The organism is Flagellimonas sp. S3867 (assembly GCF_014698935.1).
Lineage (GTDB): Bacteria > Bacteroidota > Bacteroidia > Flavobacteriales > Flavobacteriaceae > Flagellimonas.
This window is the reverse complement of sequence record NZ_JACVMN010000003.1, coordinates 164,542-187,899: the sequence shown is the minus strand read 5'-3', so window position 1 is coordinate 187,899 and position 23,358 is coordinate 164,542. Positions and strand designations below refer to the sequence as shown.

General features: G+C 39.8%; 20 protein-coding genes. 5 read left to right on the top strand and 15 right to left on the bottom strand.

The annotated features are described in order from the left end of the window. The first annotated feature begins 6 nt into the window (after nucleotides 1–6). Complete coding sequence (locus IAG46_RS14265) at nucleotides 7–1,251, top strand: 3-deoxy-D-manno-octulosonic acid transferase (protein ID WP_223826719.1); 1,245 nt, start codon at nucleotides 7–9, stop codon at nucleotides 1,249–1,251. Between the two features lie 31 nt (nucleotides 1,252–1,282). Next, nucleotides 1,283–2,629, top strand: a complete 1,347-nt coding sequence (locus IAG46_RS14260) for a sugar porter family MFS transporter (RefSeq protein WP_190811062.1) — start codon at nucleotides 1,283–1,285, stop codon at nucleotides 2,627–2,629. Nucleotides 2,630–2,894: 265 nt separating this feature from the next. Here IAG46_RS14260 and IAG46_RS14255 read toward each other — a convergent pair whose 3' ends face one another. The 6 genes from IAG46_RS14255 to IAG46_RS14230 form a co-directional block, all read right to left on the bottom strand. Continuing rightward, nucleotides 2,895–3,521 carry a hypothetical protein gene (locus tag IAG46_RS14255; RefSeq protein WP_190811061.1) on the bottom strand — a complete coding sequence of 209 codons (627 nt, stop codon included), beginning with the start codon at nucleotides 3,519–3,521 and terminating at the stop codon, nucleotides 2,895–2,897. Between the two features lie 48 nt (nucleotides 3,522–3,569). Further along, nucleotides 3,570–3,869 (bottom strand): HPF/RaiA family ribosome-associated protein, encoded by a 300-nt coding sequence (locus IAG46_RS14250; RefSeq protein ID WP_190811060.1) that lies wholly within the window; start codon nucleotides 3,867–3,869, stop codon nucleotides 3,570–3,572. A gap of 86 nt (nucleotides 3,870–3,955) precedes the next feature. Further along, a complete protein-coding gene (locus tag IAG46_RS14245; RefSeq protein ID WP_190811059.1) occupies nucleotides 3,956–5,272 on the bottom strand; it encodes an ATP-dependent 6-phosphofructokinase in 1,317 nt (438 codons plus the stop codon). An 11-nt stretch (nucleotides 5,273–5,283) separates the two neighbouring features. Further along, a complete protein-coding gene (gene pckA / locus IAG46_RS14240; RefSeq protein ID WP_190811058.1) occupies nucleotides 5,284–6,912 on the bottom strand; it encodes a phosphoenolpyruvate carboxykinase (ATP) in 1,629 nt (542 codons plus the stop codon). An 18-nt stretch (nucleotides 6,913–6,930) separates the two neighbouring features. Then, entirely contained in the window at nucleotides 6,931–8,766 is a 1,836-nt protein-coding gene (locus tag IAG46_RS14235; RefSeq protein ID WP_190811057.1) for an SLC13 family permease, read from the bottom strand. Nucleotides 8,767–8,786: 20 nt separating this feature from the next. Next, nucleotides 8,787–9,578, bottom strand: a complete 792-nt coding sequence (locus tag IAG46_RS14230; protein WP_190811056.1) for a universal stress protein — start codon at nucleotides 9,576–9,578, stop codon at nucleotides 8,787–8,789. A gap of 253 nt (nucleotides 9,579–9,831) precedes the next feature. Here IAG46_RS14230 and IAG46_RS14225 point away from each other — a divergent pair, with 253 nt between their 5' ends. Beyond that, nucleotides 9,832–10,557 (top strand): energy transducer TonB, encoded by a 726-nt coding sequence (locus IAG46_RS14225; RefSeq protein ID WP_190811055.1) that lies wholly within the window; start codon nucleotides 9,832–9,834, stop codon nucleotides 10,555–10,557. A 28-nt stretch (nucleotides 10,558–10,585) separates the two neighbouring features. Here the strand turns inward: IAG46_RS14225 and IAG46_RS14220 are convergent, their stop codons facing one another. Further along, on the bottom strand, nucleotides 10,586–11,803 hold the full coding sequence (locus IAG46_RS14220; RefSeq protein ID WP_190811054.1) for a succinylglutamate desuccinylase/aspartoacylase family protein: 1,218 nt from the start codon (nucleotides 11,801–11,803) through the stop codon (nucleotides 10,586–10,588). A gap of 1 nt (nucleotide 11,804) precedes the next feature. Continuing rightward, nucleotides 11,805–13,649, bottom strand: coding sequence for a CBS domain-containing protein (locus IAG46_RS14215; protein ID WP_190811053.1), 1,845 nt, complete (start codon nucleotides 13,647–13,649; stop codon nucleotides 11,805–11,807). Between the two features lie 155 nt (nucleotides 13,650–13,804). On the opposite strand from IAG46_RS14215, the gene hemN reads away from it, so the two are divergent. Both hemN and IAG46_RS14205 read left to right on the top strand, forming a co-directional pair. Further along, nucleotides 13,805–15,163 (top strand): oxygen-independent coproporphyrinogen III oxidase, encoded by a 1,359-nt coding sequence (gene hemN / locus IAG46_RS14210; RefSeq protein ID WP_190811052.1) that lies wholly within the window; start codon nucleotides 13,805–13,807, stop codon nucleotides 15,161–15,163. 17 nt (nucleotides 15,164–15,180) lie between these two features. Next, on the top strand, nucleotides 15,181–16,002 hold the full coding sequence (locus IAG46_RS14205; protein ID WP_190811051.1) for a universal stress protein: 822 nt from the start codon (nucleotides 15,181–15,183) through the stop codon (nucleotides 16,000–16,002). An 86-nt stretch (nucleotides 16,003–16,088) separates the two neighbouring features. Here the strand turns inward: IAG46_RS14205 and IAG46_RS14200 are convergent, their stop codons facing one another. The 7 genes from IAG46_RS14200 to ccoN form a co-directional block, all read right to left on the bottom strand. Then, entirely contained in the window at nucleotides 16,089–17,357 is a 1,269-nt protein-coding gene (locus tag IAG46_RS14200; RefSeq protein ID WP_190811050.1) for an acetyl-CoA hydrolase/transferase family protein, read from the bottom strand. Between the two features lie 40 nt (nucleotides 17,358–17,397). Then, on the bottom strand, nucleotides 17,398–18,108 hold the full coding sequence (locus IAG46_RS14195) for a sulfite exporter TauE/SafE family protein (RefSeq protein ID WP_190811049.1): 711 nt from the start codon (nucleotides 18,106–18,108) through the stop codon (nucleotides 17,398–17,400). A 3-nt stretch (nucleotides 18,109–18,111) separates the two neighbouring features. Further along, a complete protein-coding gene (locus IAG46_RS14190; protein WP_190811048.1) occupies nucleotides 18,112–18,558 on the bottom strand; it encodes a FixH family protein in 447 nt (148 codons plus the stop codon). An 11-nt stretch (nucleotides 18,559–18,569) separates the two neighbouring features. Beyond that, nucleotides 18,570–19,979, bottom strand: coding sequence for a cytochrome c oxidase accessory protein CcoG (gene ccoG, locus IAG46_RS14185; RefSeq protein ID WP_190811047.1), 1,410 nt, complete (start codon nucleotides 19,977–19,979; stop codon nucleotides 18,570–18,572). 95 nt (nucleotides 19,980–20,074) lie between these two features. Then, a complete protein-coding gene (locus IAG46_RS14180; RefSeq protein ID WP_190811046.1) occupies nucleotides 20,075–20,962 on the bottom strand; it encodes a cbb3-type cytochrome c oxidase N-terminal domain-containing protein in 888 nt (295 codons plus the stop codon). Between the two features lie 4 nt (nucleotides 20,963–20,966). Next, the gene (locus tag IAG46_RS14175; protein ID WP_136467587.1) at nucleotides 20,967–21,152 is read right to left on the bottom strand and encodes a CcoQ/FixQ family Cbb3-type cytochrome c oxidase assembly chaperone; all 186 of its coding nucleotides are present in this window, start codon (nucleotides 21,150–21,152) and stop codon (nucleotides 20,967–20,969) included. Between the two features lie 3 nt (nucleotides 21,153–21,155). Further along, nucleotides 21,156–23,357 (bottom strand): cytochrome-c oxidase, cbb3-type subunit I, encoded by a 2,202-nt coding sequence (gene ccoN, locus IAG46_RS14170; RefSeq protein ID WP_190811045.1) that lies wholly within the window; start codon nucleotides 23,355–23,357, stop codon nucleotides 21,156–21,158. Nucleotide 23,358: the final 1 nt, after the last annotated feature.

The following is a 23,358-nucleotide window of genomic DNA, read 5'->3' as shown; positions in this document are numbered from 1 at the left end:
CGGAAAATGATTTCAGTGCGTTCACTTTATAACATTCTACTGCACTTTACTTGGATCGTATTGCACCTAATTGCAATCTTTAACACAAAAATCAGCCTTTTTGTTAAAGGCAGAAAACGAACGCGAGCGATTTTAAGTGCAAAACACTTGACCAATGAAAAGGTCATTTGGATGCATGTTGCTTCATTGGGAGAATATGAACAAGGGCTGCCCATTTTAGAGAAACTCAGAGTCCACTATTCATCATATAAAATTGTACTAACTTTTTTTTCCCCATCGGGGTATGAAATCAAAAAGGACTCCCCCATTGCAGATGCTGTTGTTTATCTACCATTGGACACAAAATTCAACGCAAAGCGGTTTTTGGAAATGGTAAATCCTGAAGTGGCAATTTTTGTGAAATATGAAATTTGGCCAAATTATTTACATGAACTGAAGCAAAGAAACATTCCAACCTTTTTGATTTCGGCCATATTTTCAAAAAAACAGATTTTCTTTAAGTGGTATGGCGGTTTTATGCGAAAAACTCTAGGCGCTTTTTCACATTTCTTTGTCCAAGACAAAACTTCCGAAGCACTGTTGAAATCAATCGGGTATGATAATGTTACCATCAGTGGTGATACGCGTTTTGATAGGGTTTCAAAAATAATGGGGCAAGACAACCATCTTGACTTTATGGAGAAATTTAAAAACAACCATTTTTGCATGGTAGCGGGCAGCAGTTGGCCTGAAGATGAGAAATTACTTGTCGAGTATATAAATTCAACAGATGCCCCAACAAAGTTTGTAATCGCTCCCCATAACATAAAACAAGGACATATTGATGGTTTGAAAAACATCATCCATAAAAAATCCATTTGTTTTTCCGAGATAGAAGATAAAAGTCTTGCTGATTTTGAAGTGCTGATTGTTGACACCATTGGACTACTGACCAAAATTTACAGTTATGCCAATGTCGCCTATGTCGGAGGAGCCTTCGCTACAGGATTACATAACACCCTTGAGCCCGCAACTTTTGGCATTCCCATAGTAATTGGCCCTAAGTACGAAGGTTTTAAAGAGGCAGAGGATTTAGTGGACAATAAAGGGATTTTGGTGATCACCAATCCGTCGGAGTTCAAAAGTCTTATGGATCGTTTTATAACCGATGTTGATTTTATGCGGAAAACCGGAACAATAAACGCGTCTTATGTTAATGAAAATAGAGGGGCCACCAACTTGATCCTAGATCATATCAAAACTTTTCTCTAACTTCCGCAGGCCAATACGAACCGACTTTTATATGAAAAATCGCATTTTTAGAATTTCACTCACCGCTGCTTTAGCGGGTTTTTTATTTGGTTTTGATACCGTTGTCATCAGCGGGGCCAACCTGCCTATTAAAGAACTTTGGAACACAAGTCCATTATTTCATGGCACATTTATCATGAGCATGGCGTTATGGGGAACGGTTCTCGGAGCTTTGCTTGGAGGAATCCCCACAAAAATATTGGGCAGGAAAAGAACCTTGTTTTGGGTAGGAGTGTTCTTTTTCATTTCCGCTCTGGGATGTGCCTTTTCACCTGAACCATATCTATTTTCCTTCTTTCGTTTTATTGGCGGTATTGGGGTCGGCGTATCGTCTGTTGCTGCCCCTATTTACATTTCTGAAATTACTACGAGCAGTAACCGTGGAAAATTGGGAGGATTATACCAATTTTGGCTTGTTTTCGGAATTTTAATCGCCTTTATATCAAATTGGGCGCTCAAAGGTTTTGATGGAGCGAACGACTGGCGTTGGATGCTTGGAATTGAAGCTATTCCTGCCTTACTGTACACCCTCATGGTATTGAAGATACCAAACAGTCCAAGGTGGTTGATCTCACAAAAAAAAGATACCAAAGCAGCCCTGGAAGTATTCAATAGAATTTATTCTCCAGAAGAGGCTGAAAACCAAATTCGGGAAATCGAATCCAATCTCGATCAATCTACCACCAATGACGGCCTATTTCAAAAAAAATACTCGAACATCTTATGGTTGGGGTTTTTCATTGCATTTTTCAATCAATTATCAGGAATAAACTTTGTCCTGTATTATGCTCCCGAAATATTGGAACAAGCAGGACTGGGAGGAAAAGAATCGCTTTTCAACTCTATAGCCATAGGCATTGTAAACTTGGTTTTTACCATTATTGGAGTGAGATTGCTTGATAAATTAGGCCGCCGTCAGTTGATCATTATTGGATCCATAGGATATATCTTCAGTTTGATTATGGTGGGTATTTGTTTTCAACAGCAATTGGCCCCTTCATTTACCATCCTATTTATATGTTTGTTCGTGGCTTCGCATGCCATAGGGCAAGGTGCGGTAATATGGGTGTTTATCTCCGAAATATTCCCAAATCGTGTTCGTGCCTATGGACAGTCTTGGGGCACAAGCACACATTGGGTCTTTGCCGCATTGATTACCTTGGTGACTCCACTATTTCTTGATGGCCAAGAAGGTTACATGAAGGACTCTGTATGGTACATATATTACTTTTTTGCCGGTATGATGGTACTACAACTCTTATGGGCAATCTTTAAAATGCCAGAAACAAAAGGAGTTTCTTTAGAGGAATTAGCCAAAAAATTGATTAAAAAAGAGTAGATCATAACAGGACATACTTAAAAATTGTCCTTTAATCGAATAACGGTAAAAAATTTATAATCGATAATTGAATAATTCCGTACATTGAAGGAAATTACACTATTATGACTGATGAAGTTTCCTTTGGCAGCAAGATGCTTGTTGGCTTTTTACGACTAATGGTATTTGTGCTTGTACTTATTTTGGTTGCAATCCCAATATGCATTTTATTGGATTTTATTGGCCTTTTATAAATGCCCAACACCCATTTGCTCATGAAAAAAGCCTAAAAGAGCACCTCTTGCTCTTTCATTTTTTCCGCGATAAGTTTGATGTATGAATCAATGGTCTTATCCATATTAACCGGTTCAGAAACATCAATGTTTCCCCTCCAAATCAATTCCCTTTCCTTGTCCACACAAATACAGTACAAGGACGTCTCAGTTTGATAAATATTGAAAGTTTCATAATACCCAGAATCGTAATAAATATCCTGATGTTCCAAATAGTCGTTGCTAAAATCGGTGTACATATTGTTCAAATTCCGCATTCGTTCACGAAATGTTCTTTTATTCTCTGTGCCTACCACCTTTGTAAACAAAATGGCATCAAAACCTTTGTCCAAAAGCTGCTGTTCAACCTCTGATAATTCTTTCTCCGATTTTTCTGAAGAAGTAAATTGCACATCAAAAAGATCTATGCTCCGCATAGCTTCAACTCCTTTTTTGTTCAACCTTTCTTTTAAACGAGTCTCAAATTCAATACGAACGTTCTCATCTTGGGCCATTCCAACAACTAGCACTTTGTACGCATCAAATAATACAATATCCGGGTTTTTCCATGTACTTACCAACTTGGTGGAAGAGCATCCCGATAAAATCAAAATACTAAGGATTAACAATTTAGTTTTCATTGTAAAAGGTTTTGATTCGCTCCAAATCAAGCTCTGAAGCACTCATCGTTAATGGGCAATAAACATCCCTTGTCTTTTCTCCAACTGTCGTTTAAGATCATCCACGGTTTCGGACATGGATTTTTCAAAATCGTTAGATTTCGACTTCGCAAAAAGGCGTGGTCCAGGAGCACTCAATTCAATCTCGCAAACCTTGTCTTCACCAGCTCTGTCATTTTCAATTTTAAAAAGTACGTTGGCCTTGATCAACCAGCTGTAATTTTTTCCAAGCCTGTCGAGCTTTTTCAACAAGAGTTTGTTCAACGATTCACTTGTTTGCATTTTCTGATATTGAATGTTTACTACCATGACAATTTGCATTAATGTTTACACCAAATTACCGACTTGGGCAAGGGAAAAAAATGACATTTGTCACAGTTTGAAAATTGGGTGGGCTATTTAAGAGAGAAGGGTTGACCGGTACTCTGCAAAACCGAAAACCAGAATTCGCTTTCGAGTTCAATCTTTTTTCGCTTTTTGGTCACCTCAGAAATGGGGATGTAAACATACTTGTTATTGACCTTGCTTACCACAAATCTTGTTTTGCCAGCCATTGCTCCGTGAACAGCATGGTAAGCTAGCCTTCCGCAGTAAACACTATCACTGGAGTTTGCAGGAGCGCTTCGAACAATATAACTAGGGTCAATGTACTTTATAGTGACAGGAATATCTGTAAAATATTCTTTAATTTTTTCTTTTAAGAAAAGACCGATATCGGCATGTTTTACATTTCCTGATGCATCTTTGACTTCACTTTTTTGTTGGAACAAATGTTGTCCTGCTCCTTCTGCCACAACAATAACGGCATGTTTTTTATGTTCAAGTCGTTTTCGCAGGGCCTCCAAAAAACCGTTTTCACCCTCCAATGCAAAGTCCATTTCGGGAACCAATACAAAATTCACCACAGGCATGGCAAGTGAAGCCGAAGCAGCAATAAATCCGCTGTCCCTTCCCATCAATTTTACAATGGAAATTCCGTTGTAAGCTCCAGCCGCTTCATTATGGGCATCTCTTAATATGGGACTTGCCACATCGAAAGCAGTTTCAAAACCAAAAGATTTATCAATTAAGTCGATATCATTATCTATGGTTTTTGGAATTCCAACCACACTGATTTTTGCATTTCTTTTCTCGATTTCCTCACCAATGGCATCTACACCCTTTAGGGTGCCATCTCCACCAATGGCAAAAAGGATATCAACCTTATTCTGAATTAAAGTATCTACCATTACCGAAACACTTTGACCTCCTCGGGAAGATCCTAAAAAGGTTCCTCCAAATTGATGAATGTCTTTAACTTTATCAGGGTTCAATTCAATCAATTCATGACCAAATGCCGGGTTTAGGCCTTCATAACCATACGGAACTCCCAAAGTTCGTTTTATACCATAAAAGTAATGAAGTGCCATTACCACACCGCGAATGACATTATTGATCCCTGGACATAGTCCACCGCAAGTCACAATTGCAGCAGTAGTTTTAGCGGGGTCAAAAAATATCTGCTGTCGCGGGCCTGCTTTTTCAAGACATAAGGGTTCGTCTTGATTGGAAACACATTGTTGATAATGCTCCATAGAAAGGTCAAAAACCATTCTGTCCTTCTCATCAACAAAATTAAAAATACTATCTCCCCTAACAGTGCTTAACTGAAGGGGAGATTTGTATTTGGTTTCTCCCAAACTATGAATATCAAATGCTATTTTGTCTTCCAATCTTTTATATCTTAAAAATGGTCCTCCAAAGCATGGTGGGAATCGATAAGTGGCCCTCCATTGAGTATTTCTTCAGATGCTTCACTAGCAAACTTATCAAAATTTATATGGAATGAGTGTGCCAATTGTATTGCTTTGCTAACATATGCACCTTTTTGCAGCCAAGTATTCATCGGATCCAATATCTCCGTAGGCACTCCTGGGCAGTATTTTGGCATATGCAAACCAAAAATTGGGTGTACTTCCAGCTCAACTTCATCCAATTTACCTTCCAAGATAGCAGAAATCATGGCTCTGGTGTACTTCAATTTTATCCTTGAGCCCACACCATAGGGACCCCCACTCCATCCTGTATTAATCAACCAAACGTTTACACCCGCCTCAGTCATTTTTTTGCTCAACATTTCGGCATAAACTGTTGGATGCAAGGGCATAAAGGGCTCTCCAAAACAAGCCGAAAAAGAAGGCACTGGCTCATTTATTCCAGCCTCTGTACCCGCAACTTTTGCCGTATATCCAGAAATGAAATGGTAGGCAGCTTGTCCTGGGGTCAATTTTGATACCGGAGGCAATACCCCAAATGCATCACAGGTCAAGAAAAAAATATTCTTGGGGTTTGAAGCGTATGAAGGTACTTGAATATTATCGATATGTTCGATGGGGTAGCTCACCCTGGTGTTCTGCGTGATACTACTGTCAAAAAAGTCCACCTCTTTTGTTCCTTCCTTAAACACTACATTTTCCAACAATGCCCCTGGTCTAATGGCCCGATAAATGTCCGGTTCTTTTTCTTCGGTCAAATCTATGACTTTTGCGTAGCAACCTCCTTCAAAATTAAAGATGGTATTATCAGCGGTCCAACCGTGCTCATCGTCACCGATTAGTTTTCGGTCTGGGTCTGCTGACAAAGTTGTTTTACCTGTTCCAGACAATCCAAAATAGATTGCGGTATCTCCTTTTACCCCTACATTGGCAGAACAGTGCATCGGTAAGACATTTTTATCCACAGGAAGAATCATGTTCAGCGCAGTAAAAATGCCTTTTTTCATTTCTCCAGGATATTCAGACCCACCCACAAGGGCCACTTTTCTGGTATAGTTAAGAATGGAGAAGTTCCCGGCAATGATTCCAAATTCTTTTGGATTTGGGCATTCATAACCAGGGGCACAAAGCACCAGCCAATCTTCATCAAAATCTTTCAACTCTTCTTCTGAAAGTCTTAGAAACATATTCTTGATAAAGTAATTGGACCAAGGGAACTCCGTAACGGTTCGTACGTTTGTTCTATATTTTGGGTCGGCACAAACGGCTGCATCCCTTATATAAATTTCCTTTCCTGAAAGATAATTCACCACTTCATCATAAAGTTTGTCAAAATTTTCAGGAGAAATTGGTTTGTTAATTCGGCCCCACCAAATTCTGTCTTTGGTATAGTCATCTTTTACCAAAAAACGATCTTTTGGGGAACGACCGGTAAATTTTCCCGTGTTAATAGCGAGGGTACCGTTTTCAGATTCCACTCCCATTCCCTTTTCAAGGGTAATTCGTTGTAAGTCCTCGGCACTAAGATTCCAAAGTGCCTTGACATTCTTTAAGCCATATTTGCTTAAATCTTTTGTTTTTTCTGCTATTTCGCTCATAATCCAAATTTTAAAAAGTTAAAAGCTCCATATTATAGGAACTAGTATCAATGTTGTTAAGAAGAATAGGAGAAGTAAGGGCCCTCCCACTTTTACATAGTCGATAAATCTATATCCTCCAGAGGAAAGTACCATGGCATTCGTGGTAGTTCCCACTGGAGTTAAAAATGCTGTTGATGCGCTGATTGCCACTCCTATCATAAAGGGTTTAGGTGATACCCCGAGTGTTGTTGAGGCCATAATTGCAATGGGTGCCATGAGCACCGCTGTAGCTGAATTGTTGATGGTTTGACTAAATGTTGTAGTTAGCAGAAATATACCTGCCAACAACGCGGTAGGGTGAATGTTTCCTAATGCCCCAACCAAACTATTTGCAGCCAATTGGGCAGCACCTGTTTTTTGAAGCGCCAGACCCATTGGTATCATTGCCGCTATCATGATCACACTTGTCCAACTAATACCCTTATATGCTTTGGTAATGGGTACACAACCGGTTAACATCATAATTCCAGCACAAACGAGTGCTGCAATTGCCCCTGGCAGCAGCTTCAGCACCAAGAGCAATACCATTAAGATTAAAGTGGCCAGGGCAATATAGCTTTTAGGCGTAAGCACATCCACATTTTTGGAGAGTGCTTCGGGACTTCCTGAAATCACCAAATTTTCATATACCGATTTTAATGCTTCAATATTTTCCCATTGCCCTCGAATTACAAATGCATCGCCGGCTTTTATCTTTATTTTTCCTTTTAACGGCGCATTATTTCTTGATGCTGCCAAAAGTTGCACCCCGGTCTGTTTTAAATAATGTCCCAAAGGAACTGTCTTACCAACAAAAACCGATTTTGGTGTGATGATCATTTCGGCCATACCCACTTCTTGATTGATCAATTCTTGCACAAGGGTATCTCGCTCGGGTTTTAACGGAATCACCCCCAGATGGAACTCTAAAATGAACTTGTCCACATCACCGACGTCACCTTTCACCGTAATAATATCATGATAGCGCATTTCAGTATCGTCGTCGGGCAATTCTACAAACTCATGTACCCTTTGCAACGGATTGGGGTGTCTGCGCTTTAAACGCATCAACGAAATATTGTATGTTTTTTCAAAATCCCATTCTCCAACTTTGGTATTTATCAATGGCGACATTGATCTAATGCGCAAACGATACAAATTATCGCCAATACTGTAATTCTCCATCCATTTGTGCATTTCCTGATCAATGGCCATGGGTTTGTTTTTTGTACTATGACTCGGTAACAATCGATACCCTACATAACGGAAATACAGTATGGAAATCAGCAGCAATGGCAATCCTATGAGTGCAAACTCGAAGAATGAGAATCCTTCAAGACCATTTTCCACCAAGGCATTGCTTGCAATTATATTTGGAGGTGTTCCTGTCAGTGTGAGCAAACCGCCTGTATTGGAACCAAAAGCAACGGGCATCAACAATTTGGAGGGCAAGGTGCCCGCACTCCATGCTGCTGTAACGGTAACTGGCAATAAAGCCGCCACTGTACCTGTGTTACTCACAAAACCCGACAACAAACTGGAGCCCAAGGTTACAATAACCAACAATCTTGGAACGCTTTTTTTGGCCCATTTTACAAAGTAACGTCCTGCAATAGCGGTCCATCCGGTTCTAGATAGTCCTTCTCCAATTATAAACAAGGCGGCAATCATTATTACCGTCGTGTTACTAAACCCAGAGAGTGTCTCCGTGATATCCAATATACCTGAAAGGTAAAGCGATAGCATGGACATAAGGGCCACGACATCGGGTGGAAATTTACCCCATATGAACAAGGTGATTGTAATACCGAGTATTACCAATAATGTAATCATAACTTAATTGCTATGGTGAATCAATCCAAGGTCAAAACAGGAATTTCTGAGTGCAGGGTCAACAGCTTTGTCAACCTTCCTTCAGAAGGAGTACTCATCCTGGCATGATTTCGAGGTAAAATGGCAAGCATATCTATATTTTTCTTGTTGATGTAGTCCAAAATACCTTCCTCAACATCCTGGTTTTTGGTAAAAGCATGTTCTTCATAAAAATGCTCGAGATAGTACTCCAATAAATGTTCAGTGCTTTCCACCACAGATTCCTCTGCATAAACGGACTCTTTATATATGGTTAGCACATGTACTCTTGAATCAAATGTTCGGGCAATGTCCAACAGTGTTCTAAGCACCTTCTTGTCATCAATCTCTTCTTTTCCCATAACCAAGGCTATATCTTTTGGTTCTTTTAGATTGCAACCGAAAGGAATAGATATTACCGGACAATTAGCTTCGAGTACCAATCTTGAGGTATTGGTTATAGCCTCATCCGTTACTTGATCACCCATGGTTCCCATAATAATCAAATCGGCATAATATTCTTCCCGGGCAGATAGGATTGATTCTATGACTTCACCTGTTTTACTGATGATTACCGGTGCTTTTTTTACCTTTTTTTTAAAGGAGTCTATTGTTTTCTTAAAATCCGTTTTAAGTGAATCCATATCTGATTTTGCAATGGGCATTGTGGACACATAAAGCGCATAAACATCAACCTCTCTATTTGGGCCGACAAAGTTTACCACATATTCCAAAGCGTTGATGGAGGCTTCTGAAAAATCAAAGGGAACCAAAATTTTATCTATACTACTCATACCATATATATTTAATTGAACAAAATCATCAGTTCAAAAGTAACGTCGGCCCCAGATTTAAAATATGATGGAAATCATGTTTTGCCGTTGCCGAAAGAAAGGGCCAATACAAAGGCAGCGTCCTACTACATTATTAGGTATTGAAATCCTATGGTGCACAAAGGAGTTCTGAATTCCAACGATTTAGCTGATTATTATCATATTTTTTGGTTTTAGAGGTATCTATTTTTATATCAATTAAATAAGATGAGTCATGAAACCGAAAAAGAATCCAAATGCAGATATTGGTCGCAATAGCAGCCTTTATTTTATGATTGGTCTTACCTCAGTGCTTTTCGTCACTTGGCAATCGTTGGAGGTGAAGACCTACGAAAAAGAATCCGTGGCTTTAAATACCATAGAGGTAACGGATGACCTCAAAGAGGATGTTCCCATCACAGAAATTCTTAGAACCACGCCGCCACCGCCACCGCCTGCTGCCCCCGATATTATTGAAATTGTAGAGGATGTGGACGATGTGGAGGAAACGGTTATTGAAAGTACTGAAAGTAGCCAAGAAGTGTATATCGAAGATGCCGTGGTGAACATAGATGATGTAGAGGTTGGTGAAGTTGAGGAAGATGTTGTTGTTCCCTTCGCCGTTGTGGAGTATGTCCCCGTATTTCCTGGATGTGAAATTTATGAAACTCAGGAAGAACGCAAGGAATGCTTCAACCAAATGGTGCAGAAACACATTATCAAAAATTTTAAATATCCTCAGACCGCTTTAGAAATGCGCATTTCAGGTAAGGTCTTTGTGCAGTTCGATATCAATTCAAAAGGAGAGGTCAGTAATATCCAGAAACGAGGCCCGGACAGACTTTTGGAAAAAGAAGCTGTACGTATAATTGCTTCTTTGCCCAAGGTAAAACCTGGAATACAACGGGGGAAACCTACCAAGGTAAGGTATGCCATACCTATAAATTTTGCAATAAAATAGAACAATACAAGGTTTGATTGAGGCCCAATTAATATGGGCCTCTTTTTTTGCCCCTAAACCAACTTGCGTTCTCATATTCTTTGGTTTTTGAGGCAGCTTCCCTACTTTTCACCACTAGATGCGCGCTATCGTATTGCCTAGCGCGATAACCCAATAAATGAAAAAACGATTTAGCCATAAACCTGGCTACTTTTTGATCCACCATCATGGTCCCATTTTCTTTGGACTTCCAATCAATACCTGGCAATTTCACTAAAAAATGGTCTACCTTAAATCGTCTGAGACCTTTTGATAACCAGAGAAGTGCTCTAGGAATGGGCCGTATAAAATAAAATCCCTCACTCCCTTGATCTTGATACAATGGCATAAAAATTTGTCTTTTGCGATCCGTTTGCATAACCGTTCCATTACAGTGGGCAATGGCTATTCCTTTAGCGATTTGTTGAAAATTGACAAACCCTGGAAGCATTTTAAAATCATGTTTGGATTCTATACGGTATTGGTAATAAATTTCATAAAAAATGGGCAAGGATTTGTGCTGAGTAAAGATTTCGTTCTCCAAAAAAGTCTTTTTACCTTGATCAAAACCTACTGAATCAGCAATCTTCAATGTGTAGCGAATAAACTCTTCACAATTTACCACAGCTTTTGGGTCATCATGTTGTCCGCTCTCATAGCCTAACGAAACATAACCCATATCGTTTATAAAACTCAAAAGCGCCCCTTTAAGATATTCCTCAATCCCAAGAATAATCGGTAGCGTATAATTTGAGGCAAATTTTCTGTTGAGCAAGCTATCATTCAACACAACAAAAGGCATGGTATCACTAGAAGTCGTATGTAGGTCGATAAAGTAAAATGGTGGTTTTCCCTTTTTTAGAATATTGAAAAGTAATTCATGTAAATGAAGTAACTCTATCTCCTCTTCACTACATTCTCCATTTTTTGATAGGATGGTCTGAATCCTATCCGGGATCCAAATTCTATTTAAATCTTCGGTTTGGAACCTAACTTTTTTATCAAGCGCTTGAAGGTTTCCGGCTATGGCATATATTTCGCCATTTATACCGCTTTTATGTTGTTCCAGGTTTTGAAAAACACGGTTCAATGCCAACACACCTGCTTGCTCATTACCATGGATACCGGCAAAGAACACAACTGTTGGGCCTTTATTCTTCCCTTGTAAATGACCAATGATCCGCTTGACCAAAACGTGTTGCTTAACTGGATTTTGGACTGCTGGCATACTAAATATCAACTTTGCTGATTATACCTACCAAACTAGACCCAGAACACACGGGCAAGCATCCAATTTGATAGTCTTCCATAAGTTTTTTTGCTGTTTCAATCTTTGTTCTTGGTCTTACGGTCACCACTTTTTTTATCATAATATCTGAAACTCTGGCATGGTTATCCTGCATATTCCCAAACTTCTCTATATGGCTCCAAGTTAAAAGACCCACCAAATCTCCTTTGCCATTTTCAATGGGTAGATGGTGTATGTTGTTCCATTGCATTATTGATATGGCCAAATTCGCAAAATCGTCTTCGTAGAGCTTCATGAGCTTGGTTGACATGATCTGCTCCACCCATTTAAAAGGTTTTTTGGCTTGATCAACATTTTCAATATTTGGCCACTGGTGCACTGGCAAATTATTTTGCTGATTGGTATAGATGGCTCTGGTCATTTCAACCAAGGCAGTGTCAGTTTTCATTTGCTTCCCCAATCTTCGAAAATTTCTTACTTGCCATTCAGCACCCGTACTTCCCTTGGTTCTTGCCTCAATAATGCCCAAAAGGTAATTGATGTCTTTATCCGCAACATTATATTTTTTTAAGCCCTCATAAGCTATTGGCAAAAGCTTTTCTCGAATCAGTTTTTTTAAGGTCATAGGTTTGCCTAACCAAGAAAGTATGGTTTGCCTACCATTGGTTGCCGATTTCATGAAATTTAACTTGGCCTCCCTAAAATCCATTATTTCGGAAATGTTATCATATTTTTCGGGTCTACCAACCATCAAACCTACCCAAAATGCAAAATTTGCCATTTGGTCGATTACGGAGGGGCCCGAAGGAATGTACCTATTCTCGATTCGGAGATGGGGTTTTCCGTTTCCAACTCCATAACACGGCCTGTTCCATCTGTACACAGTTCCATTGAAAAGATTTAGGGCTTCCAATTTTGGAATAGCCCCATTTTCAAGCAATAAAAGTGAATTTTGTTTTATGGGTTTGGTCAAAAGGATACGATGTGTCGAAATGTCTTCTTTGAATATTTCTACCACCGAATCTTTTTGCCAATGTTCACCAAAACTTACCCGAGCAACTTGTTCTTTGGGCAAATGACTCCATTTTCGGGTATCCAAACTTTGTTGAAAAAGGGCAATACGGGTCTCTTTCCAAAGCTCCCTGCCCATAAGTAAAGGTGAATTGCATGAAATGCCAAGAACCGGCCCCGCAATTGCCTGCGACCAATTATAGCTTTTTATAAAATCATCGGATGAAACCTGAAGATGCAACTGAAAACTTGTGTTGCACGCCTCAAACAAAACAGAATCATGGTGCAATGACAATTCATCCACACCTTTTATTTTTAGGGTAAAGTGATCTCCCCGCCATGCCGTTAAAACATCGTTTATTTTATAATATCGTGGAATGGGGGTCATAAAATCAATCCCAAGTTCATTTTTGCTAATTGTTGGCAGAATGCCCGTCAGCACCACCTTTGTGTCCATTTTATTTGCTTCGGCCTCTGCTTTTCCCAACAACTCCCTTAATTGTTTTTCGACTTTTGAAAAGCAATTTTTATCTAAAGTAAAAGGATCAAGGTTAGCTTCCAGATTGTAACTGGCCAACTCTGTAGTAAAGTGTGCGTCATCTATTTTTTCAATAAGATCAAGTGATATTGCAGAAGGTCTATAATCTGTATTGACCAGACACATTTCTTGCTCGGCACCAATTCTTACTATATCGTTTTCAATCATCCCTTGCTGCACCATGATCTCCATGGCCTTGATATCATCAATAAGGTGTTGGACAAACGCTTTTCGTTCCGCTTGGTCAAATTTACTTTGTACTATATGTTCACCCATATCAGTTGTTAATTCTGATTTGACATGGACTAAACTACAAAGCCCGCATGCATTAAAATATGATACTTGTCATGCGAAAGATTGCATAAGACTGACAATTATCATGTTTTTTGTTTGGTTCCGAAACTACTTTTGAACTGTAACAGAAACCAATTATGTGTCAACTTGTTCAAAAATATAATGTGCCGGGTCCCCGCTATACGAGTTACCCAACAGTTCCTTATTGGGATTTGGAGAATTTCTCCGGTAAATTATGGAAATCCAGCGTGCTAAAAGCATTCCAAGAAGACCCCGAAGGTGGAGTAAGTCTATATATCCATCTTCCTTATTGTGAGAGCATGTGTACATTTTGTGGTTGTCACAAACGTATTACAAAACGGCATGAACTGGAACTGCCCTATATAAAAACAGTACTCAAAGAGTGGAAACTCTATCGAGATCTCTTGGGTACAAAACCACTCATAAAAGAATTGCACCTTGGAGGAGGCACTCCAACATTTTTCTCTCCTGAGAATTTGAAATTTCTTGTTGTGGGGATTCTCCGCCATGTAAAAAAAGCCCCTGATGCGCAATTTAGCTTTGAGGGACATCCGAACAACACAACCAAAGAACACCTTCAGGCCCTTTTCGATGTAGGGTTCAAAAGGGTCTGTTTAGGTGTGCAAGATTACAGCCCGGTGGTACAAAAGGCGATAAATAGGGTACAACCTTTCGAAAATGTCAAAAATGTGACCGCGTGGGCACGTGAAATCGGATATACATCTGTAGGGCATGATATTATATATGGACTGCCTTTCCAAACTTTGGAAGATGTGAAACAAACTATTGCAAAAACCAATGTCCTTAATCCTGACCGAATAGCTTTTTACAGTTATGCGCATGTCCCATGGTTAAAAGGAAATGGACAACGGGGCTTTAAGGAAGAAAACCTTCCTTCTTCGTCAGAAAAGAAAAAACAATACGAATTGGGCAAAAAAATGCTGACCGATTCAGGATACAAGGACGTAGGTATGGATCATTTTGCCTTACCTACCGACAATTTGTATTCAGCTTTGTTGAATGGAACATTGCATAGAAACTTTATGGGTTATACCCCTTCGAAAACCAAGTTAATGATAGGATTGGGAGTGTCCAGCATAGGGGACAGTTGGTATGGATTCGCCCAAAATGTAAAAAGCATTGAGGAATACGAGCACTTGGTTGAACATGGGGTATTGCCCATTTTTAGAGGACATATCTTAACCCTTGAGGATCAACTGGTAAGAAAACATATTCTTAATCTAATGTGTCAGTTTAAAACTGAATTGATTCCAGATGAAAAAGAAATTATTGATTTCGATAAAATAATCGAGAATCTTTCTGAACTCAAGTCGGATGGCTTGGTAACCATTGAGGCCAATACCATTGAAGTTACCAAAAAAGGGAGACCTTTCATTCGAAACATCAGCATGGCCTTTGACCTGAAATTGCATCGAAAAAAGCCTGAGACCAGGCTATTTTCCATGACCGTTTAATCTTAAAACTAAGACAAATGAAAAGCATCATCGTACCCGTAGATTTTTCAGAACAATCAGAAAAAGCACTAAAAGTTGCGGCCAATCTGGCAAAAGAACATGATGCTGAACTATTGGTGCTCCATATGCTCGAGCTCTCTCCAGCAATCATGAGCGAGTCGGGATATGTTTCCCAAGAACAAGTAGTCCATCTAATTAGAATTGGCGAAAAACGATTCGCCAAATTCTTGGACAAACCATATATGAAAGGAGTGGCGGTCACCCCCGTAATTAAACATTATAAAGTTTTCAGTGAGGTCAATGAACTGGCCCAAAATCACAATGCCGATCTTATTGTTATGGGCTCCCATGGCACCGATGGATTGAAGGAGATTTTTATTGGGTCCAATACAGAACGTGTGGTTCGTACTTCGGATGTTCCAGTTCTAGTCATCAAAGATGATAACGACAAGTTTAAAGTGGAACGCTTTGTTTTTGCCTGTGATTTTAAGGACGAGAACATTGAAGCACTTAAAAAAGCCGCTGAAATAGCCAAGTTGTTCAAATCCAAGCTTTACCTGGTTTATGTCAACACCCCTGGAGATGAATTTTTAAGTACAGAAGATGCCTATTCCAGAATTACAAAATTGTTGAATATTGCCACACTGGGATTGGAGGTTGAAATTTATAACGACTACAGCGTTGAAAAAGGGATTTTGAATTATAGTGAATCTGTTGCTGCGGACCTTATTGGAATACCGACGCATGGGAGAAGAGGATTATCGCATTTCTTTATGGGCAGTATTGGCGAAGACATAGCCAATCACTCACAGATACCTGTGATCACATTTAAAATTTAGACTTGGTTTAATTGATTTATTGATTGTTTTTTAATTAAACCTAACTCAGAAAAAGGGAAGTAATTACTTCCCTTTTTCATTTGCTGCTATCGGTTAAATCTTTCAAATGCGGCTTTTTCCAACATTTCTTGATGATCTGGGTGTGCAATTGATATTAATGCTTTTGCACGTTGCTGTAGATTTTTACCATACAGATTTACCACGCCATACTCGGTTGCCACATGGTGTACGTGAGCCCTGGTGGTTGTAACCCCGGCTCCTTCCTTTAAAAAAGGAACTATTTTGGGTCCTCCTTTTTTAGTAGTTGATGATATGGCGAAAATTGGTTTCCCTCCTTCAGACAATGATGCTCCACGGATAAAATCCATTTGACCGCCCACACCTGAAAATTGATAGCTGCCAATAGTGTCTGCACATACTTGCCCAGTCAAATCGATTTCAATGGCACTGTTTATTGCAGTAACCTTAGGGTTCCTTCGAATTCTTGCGGTATCGTTTGTATAGCCCGAATCTCTAAAATCACAAATGGGATTATCATCAATAAAATCATACAACTTTCTAGACCCTACGGCAAAGCAGCTCACAATCTTCCCATTTTTAATCACTTTTTCCTCACCAGTGATTACACCACTTTCAATCAACGGTAATACTCCATCGGAAAACATTTCCGTATGAACCCCCAATCTTTTATGGTTTTTTAAATTGTCCAACACCGCATTTGGAATATTTCCAATACCCATTTGTAGGGTGGCTCCATCTTCTATTAAAGAGGCCACATTGAACCCAATTTTTTGTTCTATTTGGGATATTTCTCCTTGTTCGTGTTCATGTATTGGGCGATTAACCTCTGCAGCAAACTCTATTTGATCAATATGAATGATTCCTGTTCCATGTGTTCTCGGAACATGGGGATTTATTTGCGCAACTATTTTTTTAGCCGTCCGAATTGCGGGAAGTGCCACATCCACAGAGACACCGAGAGAACAGTAACCATGTTTATCAGGACTTGAAACTTGGACGAAAGCAACATCCAACGGCAGAATATTTCTTTTGAAAAGCCATGGTATTTCACTTAAGAAGATGGGAATATATCCGGCATGAGGTGTATTTACGCTTTTCCTTACGTTACCTCCAACAAAACAAGAGTTCAATGTAAATGCGCTACTAAAGGGTTCTTGCACGTATTTTGCCCCTCCCTCGGTATGGATTGAGATTATCTCAACATCTTCCAACTCCTTGTAACGATCACAGAGAGCATCAATGAGTTCATTGGGTGTCATTGCCGCTCCTTGAAAAAATATCCGGTCGCCGGATTTGACTATACTTACTGCTTCTTCTAATGATGTAATTCTCATTTTCTATGCTTTATCTTCATATTTATGCACAAGCAACCTTTTATGGTTGATGACATTCTATATTTGCCGATGCCGAATTTGTCGAAATCTCCTTGGGGGATACATACGGAATTCCCAACCCGAGTCCTCGTATAATAAATAACACTCCAACAAGTACTACGAACGCAGGTATCAACTTTCGTAACCTCGTTTTCGCCGGTGTATTAAAAAATGCTTTGGAAAAAACAACTGCTGTCATCAATGGAATTGTGCCAGCACCAAATAAAACCATGTACAAACCTCCTTCTAATGCGCTACCGTATGCAATGGCTCCTAAAACTGCCATGTAAACCAACCCGCAGGGCAAAAATCCGTTTAAAAAGCCTATGGTCAACAAAGCATCCGGTGTCTTCTTCTTAAGCTCAGTTCCCAAACGGGATTTAACTTTTCCAAGGATGGTATAAATGGGTTTTGAAAAATTACTGGCCATAAAATATTTGCTGGGCAGCAGAACCAACAGAATCATGATTACTCCAACCGCTATAGACAATTTTTGCTGGATTCCGAATAAGGAGAGGCCTTTGCCCAATAAACCAAATAGGATACCAATAACCCCATAAGCCAGAAGCCTTCCGAAATGATAGATAAAAACCTGAGCCAACTTTTTACCCTTGTTTTCATGGTCAAGCGGTAATAAAAAGGCAATGGGGCCACACATGCCCAAACAGTGCAAGCTACCCAAAAAACCCAATATCAACGCTGATGCCAACATGATCTAATATGTCAATCGTTCTTTGAACAAAAATTTATTTTCTTCGTATTGCCATTTTACGGAAATGTCCCAGCGACCGTCCACCAAGCGATTGTCAGGTATGAGCAAATGTGTTTTGGACAAACTTAAAGGAAAGTCTAAATCCAAATGCTTGTTAGACGGTCTGTATAGGGACACTGTTCCCGTAATTTTTTTGTAGTCGAATTTCTTCGGAAAAAAGATGGTTATTCCTTTTTCCGATTTTACGATTTTAAGTTTCGCATCCATTGCCAAGGCCGATTCGGATGCATCGATTTCTTTTTGATAAGCCAATTCCTGCTTATAATAATCTTCTGTGACCAAATCGTGATTTGCACTATTATCGGTACTCATGCGCACAACGAAGTAGAGTATAAATGTTATAAAAGCGATGAACGCAATCACTATTCCTGTTCCCCAGTTTATTTTCATCTTTTTACTTTTTAATTATAACTTCTAGGCGCTAAAAATTGGGTAACCGTGGTCTCTATGAGCTTGTCTCCACTGTAAACTCCGATTTTTAGTTTATCCTTATCTCCGGTCAGTACCGAATTATTGATTTCAATAAATAAGGTTCCTTCCGCCATTTCCTCTGGAGAAACCTTGAAATTTTCCTTGGATACAATTTGTATGGTGCCTTTATGTGACAGCAATTCAAATCTGACATCATCAATTTCTTTGGAGGTCTTATTCACCAATTTATAAGTATACACATTACTGATAATATTATCCGCCTTGCGCTGATATAACTGTCCTGGTAATCTTAAAATATTTGCTTCTACATCATTTCTTAGGAATAACATCCCAATTAGGATACCTGTCAACACAATTAATACGGCCGTGTACCCCTTCATCCTGGCTGTAAACTTGAATTTCGATTTCTTGTTTATCTCATCTTCGCTAGCATAACGAATCAACCCTCTTGGTTTTTTAATGCTGTCCATAATGTGGTCGCACTCATCGATACAGGCAGTACAATTCACACATTCCAATTGAGTTCCATTTCGAATATCTATCCCAGTTGGACAAACATTTACACATTGAAAACAATCAATGCAATCTCCGTGACCTAAAGCATCGCGATCTTCGTTTTTACGGAACTTTTTGCGTCCATTATCTCCTTCTCCCCGTTTGTGGTCATAGGCCACAACAATGGATTTATCATCCAAAAGCACTCCCTGAAGCCTTCCATATGGACAGGCTATGATGCAGACCTGTTCACGAAACCAAGCAAAAACAAAATAAAAGACCGCTGTAAATATCAATAAGGGAACCATGGTTCCCAAATGCGCCATTGGACCGTCAAAAACGTATTGTATCAATTCATCACTCCCGATTAAATACGCTAGGAAGACGTTTGCTATTAAAAATGAAATGATAAAAAAGACGGCCCATTTCAACAATCTCTTTCGAATTTTTTTTGCGTTCCATGAGGATTTGCTCAATCGCATTTGGGCACCCCGGTCTCCATCGATCCAATATTCTATTCTTCTGAAAACCATTTCCATAAAAATGGTCTGGGGGCACATCCATCCACAAAAAATACGCCCGTATGCGACGGTAAACAACGCAATAAAGATTATCCCGGCAATCATGGATACAACGACCAAGTGAAAATCTTGTGGCCAAAAAGGAAATCCAAAAATATTGAACCGCCGCTCCAACACATTGAACAACAAAAACTGATGTCCATTGATTTTTATGAATGGAGATGCAAAAAGGAACAACAAAAGTCCATAACTCACATATTTGCGGTACTTAAAAAAACGTCCGCTTGGCTTTTTGGGAAATATCCATGCCCGCTTGCCTTCTTCTGTAATCGTTCCTATGGAATCCCTAAAGTTCTCTTCCATTGCAATTATTTATCGATCAACCCCTCCGTTCTTCTGACACCTCCCCTTTTCCTTAGACAGGTTCAGGATGACAAGGGGAGGGATATTACTTTAACTTAATTAGCGGCATCTGGATTGGTCCAAACTTCTCCTTCCGCAGCTTTGGGATTTGCAGGCATTGTGCCTTCCATCGTCATAATATAACTTGATACTTGCGCAATTTCCAATGGTTTTAAGCTTTGCTTCCAGGCAATCATTCCTTTTCCATCACGCCCACCTTCGGAAACGGTACTGAAGATATTTTTAATTCCTCCACCCAAAATCCAGTATTCATCGGTTAAATTAGGGCCAATACCACCACCTCCATCAGCCATATGACAGGCCACGCAGTTGGCGATAAATATTTTTTCGCCAGCAGCTAGATCAGCAGCTTCGGATAGGAATTCAACGGTATTTACATCTACCAAATCTTTAGCAGTCTTCTTATACTCCTCAATGGCCAATCTGGCCTCGGCAACTTCTTGTTCATATTCCTCTGCTTGGGTATAATCACCAGTTACATGAAACCTAACCATATAAATTACGCCAAAAATGATTGTTCCATAAAATAGGTACACCCACCAGGGTGGTAACACATTGTCCAGCTCCCGAATGCCGTCATAGTTATGATCTAAAATTATTTCTCCTTCTTTTTCTATCTCCCTACTTTTAGTAAGGTTCTGGTATACTCTTTTGGCCCATTTCCATTCGAGTTTTTTGGTCTTGGAGGCCAAGTATTTTGCTTTCCCTTCTTCGGACAGCGTTTGGAACATTACATTTTCTATGGAATGTAATATCAGTTCTATGGCAATCAAAATCATTAAAACCAACAGCAGGAAAAACTGCGTAATTGGATATTCTATTATTGCCGGCTTGTCTCCAGAGTCTATAAAATATTCCATTAATCCGAAGATTAGGAAGAATAGTACTGGAATACGTATCCACCATGGTGTTCTTGTGTTCATAATTTTATAGTTTGTTATGTTGATCGTTATCTAAAGGCAATTCTCCCATCTCTTTGATATGTGCTTTGGAGGCCGTAAAAACCCACCAAAACAGTAAAACAAAAAACACGAAAAAGATCAAAAGCGATATCATCGGATAACTAGCAATACCCTCGATACTTTCCATATGGTTTTTTACAAATTTCAACATGGCTTATTTGTTTTGAGATAATAATTCTTCGGTATCCTTCACTTTGATATCCGTACCCAATCGTTGCAAATAGGCGATCAAGGACACTATTTCACGATCACGCATCTCTACAAAATCCTCACCATTTTCCTGCGCGATTTTTTTATCTGCTTCATAGCTTCTAGCAAATTCAGGATCTGAATACAGATTTTTCTCAATTTGCCCAGCTTGCTCTGCCATGGACTGCTGCGCATTCGCAATGTCCTCATCGGTATAGGGTACGCCCAATTTAACCATGACCTCCATTTTGCTTTGTACACCACTTCTATCATGTTCATTTTGAACCAACCATTGGTAAGCAGGCATAATGGACCCCGGCGAGGTTATCTGAGGATCATACATATGGCTTAAGTGCCAATTGTCTGAATATTTTCCTCCTATCCTAAGCAAATCAGGGCCTGTTCGTTTACTTCCCCAAAGGAAGGGGTGGTCATAAACAAATTCTCCTGCTTTGGCATATTCGCCATAGCGCTCCACTTCACTTCTAAAAGGTCTTATCATCTGGGAGTGACAACCCACGCATCCTTCTCTGATGTAAAGGTCACGTCCTTCCAACTCCAGTGGCGTATAAGGTTTAACGCTGGTAATTGTTGGGATGTTGGATTTCACCAAAATGGTCGGAACAATCTGAATGATTCCCCCAATCAAAATAGCAATGGTAGCCAAGATGGTCAGTTGAACGGGTTTTCTTTCCAACCAACTATGGAAAGTCTCGCCAGCCACTCGTCTTTTGGAAACTTTGGTCAACGCCGGAGCTTCGGCCAATTCATCTTCAACGCTACTTCCTTTTCTGATGGTTACAATTACGTTGTACACCATAATGAGCATACCAATAATGAACATAGTTCCTCCTATAGCCCTCATCCAATACATGGGGATAATCTGGGTAACGGTTTCCAAAAAGTTACCGTAAACCAAAGTTCCGTCTGGATTAAATTCTTTCCACATTAAAGCCTGGGTAAATCCGGCCACGTACATTGGCAATGCATATAATATGATTCCGAGCGTGCCAATCCAGAAATGGAGGTTGGCCAAACTCTTGGAATGCAACGTTGTTTTGAACATTTTGGGTACCAGCCAATAGATCATCCCGAATGTCAGGAAGCCATTCCATGCCAGTGCACCTACGTGAACGTGCGCTATGATCCAATCACTGAAGTGGGCGATTGCATTTACATTTTTAAGGGATAGCATGGGACCCTCGAAAGTTGCCATACCGTAACCTGTAATGGCAACGACCATGAATTTTAGGGTTGCATCGCTTCGTACTTTATCCCATACGCCACGGAGGGTTAATAAACCATTGATCATACCACCCCATGAAGGTGCAATCAACATTACGGAGAAAGCTACTCCCAAATTTTGGGCCCAATCGGGTAATGAAGAGTATAATAAATGGTGTGGGCCCGCCCAGATATAAATAAATATCAACGACCAAAAGTGAACAATGGACAATCGATATGAATAAATGGGCCTATTGGCCGCTTTAGGAACAAAATAGTACATCAACCCCAAGAATGGAGTAGTTAGGAAGAAAGCCACCGCGTTGTGACCATACCACCATTGTACCAAAGCATCTTGAACCCCAGCATAAACTGAATAGCTTTTTAATGCGGACACTGGAAGTTCCAAACTATTGAAAATATGGAGAACGGCGACAGTGACAAAAGTGGCTAGGTAAAACCAAATGGCCACATACAGGTGTCGTTGTCTTCTTTTTAGGATAGTACCAATTAAATTCCATCCAAAGGCTACCCAAACCACTGCGATGGCCAAATCAATGGGCCATTCCAGTTCGGCGTATTCTTTTGAGGTGGTATACCCCAAAGGCAAAGTAATTGCCGCGGCCACAATGATCAATTGCCAACCCCAAAAATTGAAATTGCTCAAGCCATCGCTGAACATCCTTGTTTTAAGCAGTCTTTGTGTTGAGTAATAAACCCCTGCAAAAATTGCATTACCTACGAAGGCAAATATCACTGCATTGGTGTGAAGTGGACGTAAACGTCCAAAACTTAGCCATGAAATGCCGTCCGTTATGTTCGGAAACAAAAACATGAAGGCCAACAAGAGCCCAATCAGCATTCCAACAACGCCCCAAAGCATGGTGGCGTATAAAAACTTTTGCACGATCTTGTTATCGTATCGAAATTGTTGTATTTCCATA